Source organism: Sorangium sp. So ce124 (assembly GCF_051525235.1).
Taxonomy (GTDB): domain Bacteria; phylum Myxococcota_A; class Polyangia; order Polyangiales; family Polyangiaceae; genus Sorangium; species Sorangium atrum.
Genome location: NZ_CP150312.1, coordinates 2,292,194 through 2,304,904, shown reverse-complemented (window position 1 = coordinate 2,304,904; position 12,711 = coordinate 2,292,194). Strand labels below are relative to the sequence as shown.

Sequence of the window (12,711 nt, the reverse complement as noted above, 5' to 3'; positions counted from 1 at the left end):
TGTTCACCTGTCAGTTCGGGATGACCGCGCTCATGTAATAGTTTATGGTGGTCAAATTGGGAGCATTGCAGGTCAGGCCCCAGTTCATCGTGGATTGGGAGCCGAATTCATTGAAGAAGTACATGCTGCCGCTGCCTGTCCACGAGTTCGGCCCCGGGGTGGTGCAGCCCTGAGCCGGGTCCGCCGAGCACGCGTAACGCGTGACTCCATAAGAGATGGCTCCGTTGGTTGCCTTCTCGAACTGGCGGCAGCTCACCGACGCAGTGTTGGCGGCGTCATACACCCTCACCACGGTTGCCACAGGGTCCACGTAGGTTGGATCATCGCTGGCCACTCCGTAGTAGGCCGTCGACCGGCGCGTGATGGGGCAGAACACCGTGACCCCTCCAGGGGCCAAGGTCAAGATTCCCCCTACGCTGCGTTGGAGAAACACCTCGTCGCTCGATGTTCCAGCGACGCATCGGCTGCCGCTCATGTTCACGTTGTTGTCCCCCCGGGTGTAGATGAAGTTGACCGGTGCCGCGTCCACCCCGACCGCCAGAGTGCTGACCACGCCGAGCGTCAGCGCCTGCATCTGTAATTTCATCATGTCCTCCTTCGGATTCCCTTCCCACGTGCGAACGCCGAAAAACGACCGGGCCCCGCCTTACGTAGCCGCACGGTTCCGCATCTGGCGCAAAGGTTGTTCGTGAGACCTCGGAGAGGCGCTTCCGACGTTGCGTGTTGCCCGTTGCTGCACCTGATGCGCTTGCCCGCCGGTGTCCATTGAAGAATGGCGAGCGACACGCGCCAGAGGGTGTGGTCGCGGGGAGCTCCAGCATCCCGCGTGCCAGATGCCGAGGAGAGCCGAGTCCCAGGGGCGCTCGCCTCCGCCGCCGGGGCGTCAGCGGCGCGTGAGGGGCTGGCAGTGCACCCGTCGCCTGGGAACAGCTCCGGCCAAGCAACAGGCGTAGAGAATGTTGCCGTCGCTGATCATGGAGCATGTCACGGTGCGGGTGTGACATGTCGCGGTGCGGGCGTGACATGTCACGGGACAGGGGTGACATGTCACGGGACAGGCGTGACATGTCACGGTGCAGGTCGTGAGCGGAAGGGACTGGCTCGTCGGGAGCACGGTTTCAAATCACGATCGCCAGGAGGCTCGGGAGACTGAAGTCACTGACGAGCGCCCTCGCTCATCTCGGCGCCTCTCGCCTGAAGCCGCTCTCCCCCGGACCTACAGCGGCCGGAGCCCGGATGCGCGCGCGGCGTCCTGCAGGAGCCCTCGAAGCCAGACGTGCCTCGGGTCTCGCTCGTGTCCGGGGTACCAGACCATCTGCATCTCGATGGCCGGCAGCTCGAGCGGCGCCGCGCGCACGACGAGCTCGAGCTCCTTGGCGCGCGCGAGCGCGAAGCTCCGGGGGAGGATCGCGATCCGGTCGGACGCGACGAGGAGCGGGACGGCGAGCGCAAACGTGGTCACGACGCGGGTCACGCGCCGGGTGAGGCCCTGCTCGGCGAGCCGATCGTCCACCACGCCCCGGCGGGAGGCGGCGAGCGGCGCGACCATGACGTGCTCGGCCCCCGCGAAGCGACGCGCCGTCCAGGGGCCCTTCGCGAGCGGGTGCCCCTTCCGGAGCACACAGACGAAGTCGTCGGTGAAGAGCTTTTCGGCGCACAAGCCCCGCGCGCGCGACGTGTCCGGGATGACGGCGATACCGCCGTGATCTCGCAAGAACACCTCGACCTCGACCGTGACCGTCCGCACGGACAGGCTCGCCCTGGGCGCGCGCTCGGCGAGGAGCCGGTCGAGCGTCGGCAGGAGGACCTCGGCCACCCTGTCCGATGTGGTGACGGTGAACTCTCCTTCGTACGTGCCAGGATCGAACGGAGCGCTCACGTCGAAGAGGCGCTCCGCCGCGGCCAGCACCTCGCGCGCCGGGCCCCTCAATGCCTCGGCCAGCGGCGTCCTCACGAGCGCTCGTCCCGCCCGGACCAGGAGGGGATCGTCGAAGTCGTCACGAAGCCGACGTAACGCGTTGCTCGCCGCTGCCGGCGTGATCCCCAGCTTCCGCGCGGCGCGAGCGACGTGGGCCTCCTCGAGCAGGAAATGGAGGGCGCGCGCGTGGTTGAGATCGAACGCGGATACATTCACGCCGTGAAGCATACGCCTGTCGAGCATCAACTTCCACGAAGGTCTTCGGCGCCGTACGGTCTTCCCATGACAGCGGCGCTCGTTGCTCGCGGAGAGCATGAGCTGCCGTGATGCCTATCGAGGAGACGACCATGGCAAGGAAGATAATCGGCGTGATCGGCGGCACGGGCGCTCAGGGCGGCGGCGTTGTGAACGCGCTGCTCGCCCGGGGCGATTTCACGGTGCGGGTGGCGAGCCGCAACCCCACGAGCGACGCGGCGCGAGCGCTCGCCGCGCGCGGCGTCGAGCTCGTCAAGGCGGACTTGCTCGATCCCGCGAGCCTTGTCGCTGCGCTCGAGGGCGCGCACGGCGCCTTCGTGGTCACCAACTTCTGGGACCCGAGCCAGGGGGCGCGCGAGACCGAGATCGGCGCCAAAGCCGTGAGTGCGGCGCGGGCGGCCGGAGTCGAGCACCTCGTCTGGTCCACGTTGCCGGACGTCGCCAGGGTGAGCGGCGGGCGCTACAACGTGGCACATTTCACGGGCAAGGCCCGGGTCGACGACGTGGTTCGGAGCGCCGGCTTCGCGCGCCACACGTTCGTGCAGGCGCCCTTCTATTTCCAGAACTTCCTCTCGTCAATGGCGCCGCAGCCGCTCCCGAGCGGCCGGCGCGGCTGGGCGGTGCCGATGAATCCCGCGCTGCGCGTCATCCATGCCGGCGATCCCGCCGACGTGGGGCGGGCCGCCGCCGCCGCGTTCGGCGCGGGAGACGGGTTGCCGGATGGGAGCGTGCTCGCCGTGAGCGGCGGCGCCTATTCGTGGGACGATTTCGCCGGCACCCTCAATGCGCTCGGGCACCGCGTGGAGGCGGCGCAGGTGCCGGCGGAGGTCTACGACGGCTTCTATCCCGGCGCGCGCGAGATGCGCGAGATGTTCGAGTACTTCGCGGAACACACCTACTTCGGCCCGCAGCACGAGGCGCACATCGCCGCCGCGAACGCGCTCGTGCCCGGCGCCTTCACGACGTTCGCCGACTGGGCGCGCGTGCACTTGAGGCCCTGACACGTCCATCAGGCCGGCTGCCCGGGAATCTGAAGCGCCGCAACATTCGCGTGAACGCCATCGGCCGCGGCGTGGTCATCCCACCGGCGTACGAGGGGACGGGGATGACCGATGAGCAGAGTCGGCCCACGCCGCTCTCGTCGCCACGGAAGGTACATCGCGCAGATGGAGGCGAGACAGACGCCGCGCGACGGCAGCATCGCGTGGACCTCCGGCGGGGGCCGGTCGACTACGCGATACGGCAGGCCTCTTCGAAATCGAGGCGCGGGTTGCGCGGGTAGAGCTTCGCCGGATCGCCGTGGCCTAGGTTGATGAGGAGGATCGATTTCCAGGGCACGTCGGCGAGGAACGCGGCGTCGACTTTCTCCCGGTCGAAGCCGCCCATCGGCCCGCAGTCGAGCCCGAGCGCGCGGGCCGCGAGGATCAGGTAGCCGGCCTGGAGCGAGGCGTTCTGGAGGAGAAAGAAGTCGCGCTGCTCCTGCGGCATCGCGGCGAGGGCCTCGCCCATCGTGGGGCGCGCCGGGAAGAGCTTCGGCATCTTCTCGTGAAAGCGCGTGTCGTGGGCGATGATCGCGGTGACGGGCGCGCTCATGGTCTTCTCGACGTTGCCCTCCGCGAGGCAGGGGCGCAGGCGCTCCTTGGCCTCAGGGCTCTTCACGAAGACGATCCGCGCCGGCACGCTGTTGGCCGCGGTCGGGCCGAGGCGCAGGGCCTCGTAGAGGCGGTGCAGGGTCGCGTCGTCGATGGGCTCGGCGAGCCAGCCGTTGTGGGTGCGGGCTTCGAGGAGGACTTGCTGGAGGAGTTGGTCGCTCATGATGCTTGCTCGGTGGTATGTGGGTGAGGTGGGGCGAGTCGCTGCGTGAGATCCCGCCGCAGGTCGCGAGCGCGTGCTCGCCGACGCGGGCCTCGTTCTCGGGCTTCGGGGCGCTCGCGATCCAGTAGCCGATGGTGCGTGCCTTGTCGTTCATGAGCGGGCATTCTGAGGCCTGGACACGCCTGCAACAATGCATCAACAGTTGGAAGCATCTGCCAGGATTTGATCCAGATGGACGACCCCCTCGAGACCTCCGAGCTCCTCGCCTTCTCGAAGACCGTGGAGGCCCGATCCCTGTCCCGCGCCGCCGCCGAGCTCGGCGTCCCTCGCGCCACCATCAGCCGCCGCCTCGCGCGGCTGGAGGAGCGGCTCGGCGTGCGCTTGCTCCGCCGGACGACGCGCAGCCTCGCCCTCACCGACGCGGGCGAGGCGCTCTACCGCCACGCCCGCATCGTGCTCGACGCCGTCCACCACGCCGAGGCGAGCGTGCGCAAGGCCGACGGCGCCGTGCGCGGCGAGCTGCGCGTCTCGGTGCCGCCGATGGTGGACACGAGCTTCAACGCGATGATCTGCGATTTTGCGCGGCGCTACCCCGAGGTCCGCCTCCACGTCCACAGCGCGACCCAGTACGTCGACCTCCAGCGCGGCGGCTACGACGTCGCGCTCCGCGCGAGCAGCGCGCACGAGCCCGGCCTCGTCGCCCGGACGCTGGCGCGCATGCCGCTCCTCGCGGTCGCCTCGCCCGCGTACCTCGAGGCCCGCGGCACGCCGCGCACGCGCCGCGATCTGCGGAGCCACCGCTGCATGATGGGCTTCGCCCGGGGGGAGCTGCCGCAGACGCACTGGCCGTCCTCCGGCGGTAAGTTCCAGGTCGAGGGCGCGCTCTTCACGAACGACCTCCTCCTGCTCTGCGACGCCGCGCTCCAGGGCCTCGGCATCGCGCTCTTGCCGCAGCAGGTCGTGCGCCCTCACCTCGAGAGCGGCGCCCTCCGGCACGTGCTGCCAGGCGCGATCCAGGCGGACTCGCACATCGCGGTGGTCTACGCGGAGCGGGAGTTCATGCCGCCGCAGCTCCGCGCCTTCATCGACGCGGTGATGGCGTGGGGAGGGGAGAATCTCCTCCCGCGGGCGGACGCGCCGAAGCCGAAGCGGGCGGCGAAGAGCGGCCTGCGCCCGCGCTCGAGATCGCCCGGCGGCGCCCGGCGCGCCTCCGGATAGCCTCGCTCCGCAGGCTGTACGACCTGTGCGCGCTCGGCGTTGCGGCCGTGCACGACGACCTCGACGCCCTCGCGCGCCATGAGCCGCGCCGTCTCCGCGCCGATGCCCGAGCTCGATCCGGTGACGAGCGCGCGCTTGTCTTTCAGATGAAGTTCCATGGTGTCCTCGCTTTGCGCTCTCGTCAGTCGTGGTGCAGCTTCAGCATCGCTCGCCCCACGTCGGTGTCGGCGAAGTCGGGTATGCCGTCGGCGTCGGTGCTCACGCTGAGGGCCCGGTGGGCATCATCGCTGGCGCCGAGCTCCTGCAGCGTCAGCTTGGCGAGCACGTACGCGTCGCTCCCCAGCAGCAGGCGCCGCGGCTGCCTGTCCATCGACGCGAGCTCGAGCAGCGCCTTCGCGGCCTTCTCGGGCACGCCGCGCGCCGCGCCGGGGTTGCCCCGGAGCCGCTTGTTGGTCGCGCCCACGGTGGCTTCGTAGTCGAGCTGTGACGGGTAGATCGTCATCGAGCTGCCAGCCCAGTCGGTGCCAAAGCCGCCCGGCTCGACGATGGTGACCTGGATGCCGAGCGGCGCGACCTCGTTGAGGACGACCTCGCTGAAGCCCGCGACGGCGAACTTCGCCGCCTGGTACGCGCTCAGCCCCGGCGTGCCGCCGCGCCGTCCGCCGATGGAGCTGATCTGCAGGATACGCCCGCTGCGCTGCGCGCGCATCACGGGCAGCACCGCGCGCGTGACATGTACGACACCGTAGAAATTGGCGTCGATCTGCGCGCGGAAATCGTCGAGCGGGATATCTTCAGCCGAGTCGACGTTCGCGTAACCCGCATTGTTGACGAGCACGTCGATGCGACCGAAGGCGTCGACCGCTTCCTTGACCGCGCGCACGGCCTGCTCGGGCTGCGTGACGTCGAGCGCCACCGTCTTCACGCGGTCGCCGTGCTGTTTCACGAGGTCATCGAGATCGGCGGGCTTGCGCGCCGAGGCGACGACGCGGTGCCCGGCGGCGAGCGCGGCGAGGGCGAGGGCGCGGCCGAGCCCCCGCGAGCTTCCGGTGATGAACCATACTTGCGAGTTGTTCTCCGTCATGCACGAAACATCGTGCGCGAGGCGCCAGCGATCAAATCCGATCGCGCCACAGATGAATCGAATCGCGCCAGCGGTTCGGGGTCGTCCCCTCCCAGGCTCGGAACGCCCGCTTGAAGGAGTTGACCTCGTCGAAGCCGAGCAGGAAGGCGATCTCGTCGACGTCGACGTCGTCGGTGCGCAGGAGGCGCAGCGCGGCGTGGTGCCGGACCTCGTCGAGCACGCGCTGATAGCTGACCCCCAGCTCGCCCAGGCGCCGCTGTAACGTGCGCGTGCTGAGCGACAGCTCGCGCGCCACCTTCGCGATGCTCGGCCGCTCGCCCGCCATGCGGCGAGCGACCACCGCGCGGACCTGCTCGACGAACGAACCATGCTCGAGGGGCGCGAGCTTCTGGTCGAGGCTGGGCACGAGCACCTGCAACAGGTCGGCGTTGTGCGTGATGAACGGCGTCGTCAGGAGGCGCGCCTCGAGGACGAGCGCGTCGCGCTTCGCGCGGAACCGCAGCGGACAGCCGAAGAAACGCAGCAGCATCGGCTCGTCGCTGCGCGCGCGAGAGAGCTCGACGCGCTTCGGCGCGAGCGCGAGCCCGCTGCCTCGCTGCAAGAGCACGAGGAGCGAGGCGAGCGATGCGTCGACCAGACGCGGGGGCATGGGGCCCGGCGCGTGCTGGTACGTCGTGTGGATCGCCACCTCTTTCCCCGTCGTGTCGATGGCCATGTCCTTCGGCCCGCAAAGCCGCTTGTAGCGGGCGAGCTTGGTCAAGGCGGTGCCGAGGTCGGGAGAGTGCAGCGCCGCGAGCGACGAGACGTCGTACTCGTGCACCTGCGTCTCCATCGCCAGACGAAGCCCGACGTCGTGCGGCGACGACGCGCCGAGCGCTTCCCAGAAGGTGAAAAACTGCGCGGTGCTCAGCTCGCCGCTGGACGGCGCCCGCGCGGCGGCGGTCGCATGGGGCACGTTCGCGCCGAGGCGCGCGAGCCGAGCGCGCACCCCTGACGAGAGGCGGACGACGTCACCGTTCACCGCGAAAAACCTACCGAGATCGAGCCGTCACGACCAGTCCGATCGCGCCAACCCCGCTGGGTTGCGGGGCCATGTCGGCTTCAAGCGGCGCCTCCGGCAGTCGGAGCTGCGTGCCCTCTCAGCCGGCGTGAAGGATCCGAAAGCGATCGGGCTCCGCCGGATCTCGATCAACGACTTGGACCGGCGGCCAAGCCCACTGCCAAACGCTGATCCCTGGCGTGCGGGAGAGCTGGATCTGCCCGCGGGTGCCTTCGACTGCGACGCGCGCCCAGGATTCGGCGGCGCGTGCCCGGTCCGCGCCTTGAGAACGCAGCACATCGGCGAGGACGGCGACCGTGTCGTAGCCCTCGAAGGCGACGAAGGAGGGCGCTTCGGCCAGCCGCTCGCGCAGGGCCGTCTCGACTCGGGCACCGAGCGGGCTGAGGCGCTCGGGCCGGTAGCGCAAGAACGGGATCGCGGCGCCGTCGCCGCCCAGCAACGTCGCCCATTCGGCGAACTCCGGTTGCCCGGCCGGAGCACCCATCATGATCTCGGCGAGGCGCCGGTCGCGGCGGACAGACTTGACGATCGACACCGCCGGCTCCGGGTAGCCGACCAGAAGAAGGAGGGCTGTCGCGCGGCTGTCGACGAGCTCGTCGCACATGGCCGCGGGGGCGAGCGCGCGCCTGTCGAGCTCGATGACGGTGCCGCCGCGTGGAGCGAGGTAGTCCCGCAGGATGCGGGCGCCGGACGCCCAGTAGACGCTCGAATCAGCGGCTACGGCGATGCGCCTGTGGCCCGCGTTGAGGAGGAATTTCGCGTAGATCCGCCAGCCGTGGGACTGCGCCGGGGCGAGGCGCGCGACCCATTCCGTTGGCTGTTCGGTGAGCGCGTCGAGGACCGCTGACGAGCAGAGGAACGGCAGGCCGAGGGCGTCGGCCCTGGCGGCAGCCGCGCGAGCGACGACGCTGTGATACTCCCCCGCCAAGGCAGCCACGCCCAGGCGAGCCAGCTCATCGACGGCCGCCGCGGCCCTCTGTGGATCAGCCGCGGTGTCTCGGACCACCAGCTCGAGGGGTCTTCCGACGATCCCGCCGGCGTCATTGACTTCGCGAACGGCCAGCTCGAGTCCAGCGAGCAAGTGCCGGCCTGCCTCGATCCAGCCGGGCCGAGTCAGCGGAACGAGAGCGCCGATCTGGACGGATGATCCGTCAGTCTGCTCCGCTCCAGGTGGCGACAGCGGCGTATTCATGTGTTGTCATCTCCCATATGGCGCGGGCGAGGCGTCATGTGCGGCGGGCGGTCGGGACCTCGTACCGGGCCCGCGTCTGGCGCACCAACTGTTGGCGATCGAGCATAGGCGGCGACTATACCCCGGCGCGGCTCCCGTCGACCGCCTCGCGCGAACGGGCGTCGCCCTCGCCGGGCGACGTCCTCTGAGCGATTATGCCCTCGTGGAAGCCCTGCTCCTCTCCGCGCTGGGTGTCGCGCTGACGCTCGGCCTCGGCGGGGCCGGGCTTCGATGGGCGCTGTGCCGCGCCGCAAAGGCGAGCTTCTCGCGAGGATCCTGCCCTAGCGTTGCAGGAAGACGAAAGCGCCCTTCTTGTTCGAGATGACGATGTCCGGCCGGCCGTCTCCGTTGCCGTCCGCGACCGTGAGCTGGGTGCCTACCCCCGAATCGTCATCGATGAGAACGGGCTGGAAGTCGACGCGCTCCGCCGCTCGCGCCTGCTCGAACCAGTAGAGCCGGGCCGGCGCGCCGAAGTCCGGCATGCCGTCAGGCACATGAGCCCAGAAGCGCTCGCCGCTCACGAGGTCCTGGAGCCGGTCACCGTCGATGTCGGCGTGAGCGAGCGCGTGCGGCTCGTGCATGAACACGCTCGACGCGGCGTCGGGTGTGGTCCCCGGAACGACGACGTGCTCCACGAACGCAGCGCCGGCCGCGTTCGGAACCTGCTCGAACCAGGAGAGCCCGTAGCCGTGAGCGGCGAGCGTTGTCGCTATGTCCGCGTCCCCGTCGCCGTCCACGTCGACCACCAGCATCTGCGCTCCCCCGGCACCGAACGGCTGCTCGACGCGCGTGAACGGCAAGCCGTCGGGCGACGCTGGGCTCCGCGTGAAGTAGCCGCTCGCCTCGACCAAGTCGCTTGCGCCGTCCCCGTTGACGTCGCCTGCACCGAGGCCGTGCGTGAACGCGCCGTACCCCCGATTCTCGGTGAGCGCCCGGAAGACCCACGGTTCGGCCGGGTCCACGCCGGGCGACGACGTTCCGAGCACGCCCCCCGACATGTGCACGAGCTCGGGCACGCCGTCGCCGGTGATGTCGGCGAACAGCGGCGACTCGTTGTCGATCGGCCACGGCAGCGTGTCGTGACGAGCCCAGAGCGCGTCGCCGTCGCGCGGGTTCTGGTACCAAGCCGCGGGCGCACCCGGAAAGCCGACGACGAGGACGTCGGTGAACCCGTCGTGATCGAAGTCGTAGGGAAACTCGAAAAAGCAATCCGAGTAGCCGTGCGGATCGAAGGCTTCCTTCGGCCACACGGGATGGCTCGTGCCATACCCCGGACCCTCGTACCAATCCGAGCCCGCGATGACATCCGTCACCCCGTCGCGATTGAAGTCCGCAAAGCTCGCCCCCTCGCAGGTGAACTCGCGGTGCAGCGTGATCTTCACGAAGCGTGCGTCGAGGGCGGCCTCACGCGGGAGCGGTGGGGGCGCGGTGACGGTGCCCGCGGGCGGCGCGTCGGAGCCCGCGTCGACGGGCGCGCGCGAGGATTCGCCCGCGCAGGCGATGATCAAGGCGAGCGGTGTGCAGCGCAATAACCCCATTCCCGAAGCCATCTCTGAGCGCTTAGAACTGCCGACGCCACGAGGAGCGGTGGAAAAACGAGTGGCGAAGAGGCTCCTGCATGCTGGCACGAAGGTGGCGGCGCCGAGCCAAATTCCGCTGTCACTGCAATTTTCGCAACTTTCTGGATCAAAGTCGGCTCGCGACGGAGCACGCGCTCGATCTCCTCTTGCACGACGCCGACTCGCGCGTTAGACACTGAACCACATGGTTCAGTATTCGAGCGCCCGCCTCGATGCTTCCTTCGCCGCGCTTTCCGACGCGACCCGGCGCGGCGTTCTGGAGCAGCTCGGACGAGCCGACGCTTCGATCACGGACCTCGCCGAGAAGTTTCACATGACCCTCACGGGCATGAAGAAGCACGTCGGCGTCCTCGAGCGGGCCGGGCTCGTCACCACCGAGAAGGTCGGCCGCGTGCGTACCTGCAAGCTCGGCCCGCGCCAGCTCGACGAAGAGACGGCGTGGATCGAGAGGTACCGCCAGATCTGGGCCGCACGCTTCGACGAGCTGGACAAGGTCATCGAGGAGCTGAAACGAAAGGAGAACGTCGATGGACGCAAGTAAAGAGAGTGAGCCCCAATTGACGAGTAATCGCACGACGGTGGAGCCGAAGTCCGATCGCGAGATCGTCGTCACACGGACCTTCGATGCCCCGGCGCGCATCGTGTTCCAGGCGTGGACCACGCCGGAGCTGTTCAGGCGGTGGTGGATACCGAAGTCGATGCCCGTGCCTCTGCTTTCCTACGAAGCGGATATTCGCGCCGGCGGCAGCTACCGCCTGGTCTTTGGTCACGATGCCGCGCAGCCGATGGCGTTCTTCGGCACGTACCTCGAAGTGACACCGCATTCGCGCATCGTGTGGACGAACGATGAAGCGGGCGACGATGGCGCCGTCACGACCGTGACCCTCGAGGAGAAAGGCGGCAAGACGCTGCAGGTGCTGCACGAGCTCTATCGATCGAAGCAAGCGCGCGACGCCGCCCTGGCCTCGGGCGCGTACAGCGGGATGGGCGAGACGTTCGAGCAGCTCGATGAGCTTCTCGTCACGCTTGGTACGACGGCGCGATCGTCCTGAAGCCATCGCCCGGCACCGCCTGACGCGTCAGCCAATGTGCTTGTGGAGGAACTCGACCGTGCGCTGCCACGCGAGCGCGGCGCTCTTCGGCTCGAACTTGGACGAATCGGTCGAGCGCATGAACGCGTGGCCTGCGTCGTAGATGTAGAGATCCATCGCGCCTCCACCGGAGCGCGCCGCCTTCTGGATCTGTTCGGCTACGGAAGGGTTCGCCCAGTCGTCCACCTTGGCGTAGTGCCCGCAGATGGGCGTCTTCACCTCGGCGAACTGCTCCGGTGCGATCCGCGGAAGACCGTAGAACGGGACCGCCGCCTCCAGGGCCGGCCGCACGTAACGTGCCGCAGCGAGGGTGAGCGCGCCACCCAAGCAGAAGCCCGCGACCGCGACCCTCCCGTTGCACCGGGGATGCGAGCGCAGGTAGCCGACCGCGTGGCCGAGCTCACCTACGGCCTTCTGGAAGTCGAAGGCGCCTATCAGCTTCGCCGCCTCCTCGTCGTTCTCGGCGAGCTTGCCGTGATAGAGGTCGGGGGCGAGCGCGAGGAAGCCCGCCTGCGCGAACTGCTGGCAGTGCGCTCGCATCACCTCGTTGAGGCCGTGCCACTCGTGGACCACGACGAGCCCCCCGACCTTGCCCGAGCCAGGCGGCTCGGAGAGGGCGCCCTTCATCTGCCCCGCGTTCCCCAGCGAAAACGTCACCATCGTCGTCATGTTGTCCTGCTCCTTTCGTCGCTCACTTCTCTTCACCAGGGCACGGGGCCGCGCGCGTCGAAGAACCCGCCGGTCGGGCCGGCGTCGTCGAGGAGCGCGAGCCTCACGGACGCGCGGGCGCCTTCCTCGACGGTCTGCGTGCCGCGGTGGCCATTCAGGTCGGTCGCTGTGTAACCGGGGTCCGCGGCGTTGACCTTGATGCCGGTCGGGGCGAGCTCCTTCGCATACTGCACCGTCACCATGTTGAGCGCCGCCTTGGAGGCGGGGTACGCGATGGCGTTGAACGACGCGTACTCCCACGCTGGGTCGCCGTGGTTCGCGAGCCCGCCGAGCCCGCTCGACACCATGACGATGCGCGCCGCGGGCGACGCTCGTCGGAGCAGCGGGAGCATCGCATTCGTCACGGCGATGGCAGCGAAGACGTTGACCTCGAACACGTGGCGCACCTCGTCGAGTCGCGTCGCGCTCGGCGCGGAGCGGCCGAGGAGGATGCCCGCGTTGTTCACGAGGACATCCAGCCGCCCGAGGTCGCGCTCGATCGTGCGAGGCGCTTCGGCGACGCTCGCGGCGTCCGTCACGTCGAGCGCGATGAAGCGCGCGTCGATGCCTTCTCGGCGCAGCGCCGCAGCGGCTCGCGCGCCGCGCTCCTCGTCGCGCGCTCCGACGAGCACCGTCATGCTCGCGCGGCCGAGCTGGCGGGCGGTCTCGAGGCCGATCCCCTTGTTCGCGCCCGTGACGAGCGCTGTTCGCTGGACGTTCATGCCCTCCCTCTACGACCGAGCGTCGAGAG

The 12,711-nt window shown here is 69.2% G+C and carries 13 protein-coding genes and 1 pseudogene; 4 read left to right on the top strand and 10 right to left on the bottom strand.

Features of this window, described 5'->3' with window-relative positions:
• Nucleotides 1–10: 10 nt before the first annotated feature.
• Both WMF19_RS08755 and WMF19_RS08750 read right to left on the bottom strand, forming a co-directional pair.
• On the bottom strand, nucleotides 11–589 hold the full coding sequence (locus tag WMF19_RS08755) for a hypothetical protein (RefSeq protein ID WP_437898661.1): 579 nt from the start codon (nucleotides 587–589) through the stop codon (nucleotides 11–13).
• Nucleotides 590–1,216: 627 nt separating this feature from the next.
• Nucleotides 1,217–2,134 carry a LysR family transcriptional regulator gene (locus WMF19_RS08750; RefSeq protein WP_437898660.1) on the bottom strand — a complete coding sequence of 306 codons (918 nt, stop codon included), beginning with the start codon at nucleotides 2,132–2,134 and terminating at the stop codon, nucleotides 1,217–1,219.
• 131 nt (nucleotides 2,135–2,265) lie between these two features.
• Here WMF19_RS08750 and WMF19_RS08745 point away from each other — a divergent pair, with 131 nt between their 5' ends.
• Entirely contained in the window at nucleotides 2,266–3,174 is a 909-nt protein-coding gene (locus tag WMF19_RS08745) for an NmrA family NAD(P)-binding protein (protein WP_437898659.1), read from the top strand.
• Between the two features lie 229 nt (nucleotides 3,175–3,403).
• On the opposite strand, the gene WMF19_RS08740 is transcribed toward WMF19_RS08745, so the two are convergent.
• A complete protein-coding gene (locus WMF19_RS08740; protein ID WP_437328294.1) occupies nucleotides 3,404–3,988 on the bottom strand; it encodes a malonic semialdehyde reductase in 585 nt (194 codons plus the stop codon).
• Nucleotides 3,989–4,219: 231 nt separating this feature from the next.
• On the opposite strand from WMF19_RS08740, the gene WMF19_RS08735 reads away from it, so the two are divergent.
• Complete coding sequence (locus tag WMF19_RS08735; RefSeq protein WP_437898658.1) at nucleotides 4,220–5,206, top strand: LysR family transcriptional regulator; 987 nt, start codon at nucleotides 4,220–4,222, stop codon at nucleotides 5,204–5,206.
• Between the two features lie 26 nt (nucleotides 5,207–5,232).
• Here the strand turns inward: WMF19_RS08735 and WMF19_RS08730 are convergent.
• The 5 genes and pseudogenes from WMF19_RS08730 to WMF19_RS08710 all read right to left on the bottom strand — a co-directional run.
• Nucleotides 5,233–5,364: pseudogene (locus tag WMF19_RS08730) on the bottom strand (SDR family NAD(P)-dependent oxidoreductase); the annotation flags it as partial.
• Between the two features lie 23 nt (nucleotides 5,365–5,387).
• Nucleotides 5,388–6,290, bottom strand: a complete 903-nt coding sequence (locus WMF19_RS08725; RefSeq protein WP_437898656.1) for an SDR family NAD(P)-dependent oxidoreductase — start codon at nucleotides 6,288–6,290, stop codon at nucleotides 5,388–5,390.
• A 31-nt stretch (nucleotides 6,291–6,321) separates the two neighbouring features.
• On the bottom strand, nucleotides 6,322–7,311 hold the full coding sequence (locus WMF19_RS08720; RefSeq protein WP_437898655.1) for an AraC family transcriptional regulator ligand-binding domain-containing protein: 990 nt from the start codon (nucleotides 7,309–7,311) through the stop codon (nucleotides 6,322–6,324).
• Between the two features lie 118 nt (nucleotides 7,312–7,429).
• Nucleotides 7,430–8,542, bottom strand: a complete 1,113-nt coding sequence (locus WMF19_RS08715) for an ABC transporter substrate-binding protein (protein WP_437898654.1) — start codon at nucleotides 8,540–8,542, stop codon at nucleotides 7,430–7,432.
• Nucleotides 8,543–8,862: 320 nt separating this feature from the next.
• A complete protein-coding gene (locus WMF19_RS08710) occupies nucleotides 8,863–10,119 on the bottom strand; it encodes an FG-GAP repeat domain-containing protein (RefSeq protein WP_437898652.1) in 1,257 nt (418 codons plus the stop codon).
• 226 nt (nucleotides 10,120–10,345) lie between these two features.
• On the opposite strand from WMF19_RS08710, the gene WMF19_RS08705 reads away from it, so the two are divergent.
• Nucleotides 10,346–10,702, top strand: coding sequence for an ArsR/SmtB family transcription factor (locus WMF19_RS08705; protein ID WP_437898651.1), 357 nt, complete (start codon nucleotides 10,346–10,348; stop codon nucleotides 10,700–10,702).
• The gene (locus WMF19_RS08700; protein ID WP_272102524.1) at nucleotides 10,689–11,213 is read left to right on the top strand and encodes an SRPBCC family protein; all 525 of its coding nucleotides are present in this window, start codon (nucleotides 10,689–10,691) and stop codon (nucleotides 11,211–11,213) included. Before WMF19_RS08705 ends, WMF19_RS08700 begins: the two co-directional genes overlap by 14 nt.
• Nucleotides 11,214–11,240: 27 nt before the next feature.
• On the opposite strand, the gene WMF19_RS08695 is transcribed toward WMF19_RS08700, so the two are convergent.
• Together WMF19_RS08695 and WMF19_RS08690 are read right to left on the bottom strand one after the other, a co-directional pair.
• On the bottom strand, nucleotides 11,241–11,921 hold the full coding sequence (locus WMF19_RS08695) for a dienelactone hydrolase family protein (RefSeq protein WP_437898650.1): 681 nt from the start codon (nucleotides 11,919–11,921) through the stop codon (nucleotides 11,241–11,243).
• A gap of 32 nt (nucleotides 11,922–11,953) precedes the next feature.
• A complete protein-coding gene (locus WMF19_RS08690) occupies nucleotides 11,954–12,682 on the bottom strand; it encodes an SDR family oxidoreductase (protein WP_437898649.1) in 729 nt (242 codons plus the stop codon).
• Nucleotides 12,683–12,711: the final 29 nt, after the last annotated feature.

Bases quoted from the DNA above. Each gene is read 5' to 3' on its own strand.
- WMF19_RS08755 (WP_437898661.1), bottom strand. From the start codon at position 589: ATGATGAAATTACAGATGCAGGCGCTGACGCTCGGCGTGGTCAGCACT.
- WMF19_RS08745 (WP_437898659.1), top strand. From the start codon at position 2,266: ATGGCAAGGAAGATAATCGGCGTGATCGGCGGCACGGGCGCTCAGGGC.
- WMF19_RS08740 (WP_437328294.1), bottom strand. From the start codon at position 3,988: ATGAGCGACCAACTCCTCCAGCAAGTCCTCCTCGAAGCCCGCACCCAC.
- WMF19_RS08735 (WP_437898658.1), top strand. From the start codon at position 4,220: ATGGACGACCCCCTCGAGACCTCCGAGCTCCTCGCCTTCTCGAAGACC.
- WMF19_RS08725 (WP_437898656.1), bottom strand. From the start codon at position 6,290: ATGACGGAGAACAACTCGCAAGTATGGTTCATCACCGGAAGCTCGCGG.
- WMF19_RS08715 (WP_437898654.1), bottom strand. From the start codon at position 8,542: ATGAATACGCCGCTGTCGCCACCTGGAGCGGAGCAGACTGACGGATCA.
- WMF19_RS08710 (WP_437898652.1), bottom strand. From the start codon at position 10,119: ATGGGGTTATTGCGCTGCACACCGCTCGCCTTGATCATCGCCTGCGCG.
- WMF19_RS08705 (WP_437898651.1), top strand. From the start codon at position 10,346: ATGGTTCAGTATTCGAGCGCCCGCCTCGATGCTTCCTTCGCCGCGCTT.
- WMF19_RS08700 (WP_272102524.1), top strand. From the start codon at position 10,689: ATGGACGCAAGTAAAGAGAGTGAGCCCCAATTGACGAGTAATCGCACG.
- WMF19_RS08695 (WP_437898650.1), bottom strand. From the start codon at position 11,921: ATGACGACGATGGTGACGTTTTCGCTGGGGAACGCGGGGCAGATGAAG.
- WMF19_RS08690 (WP_437898649.1), bottom strand. From the start codon at position 12,682: ATGAACGTCCAGCGAACAGCGCTCGTCACGGGCGCGAACAAGGGGATC.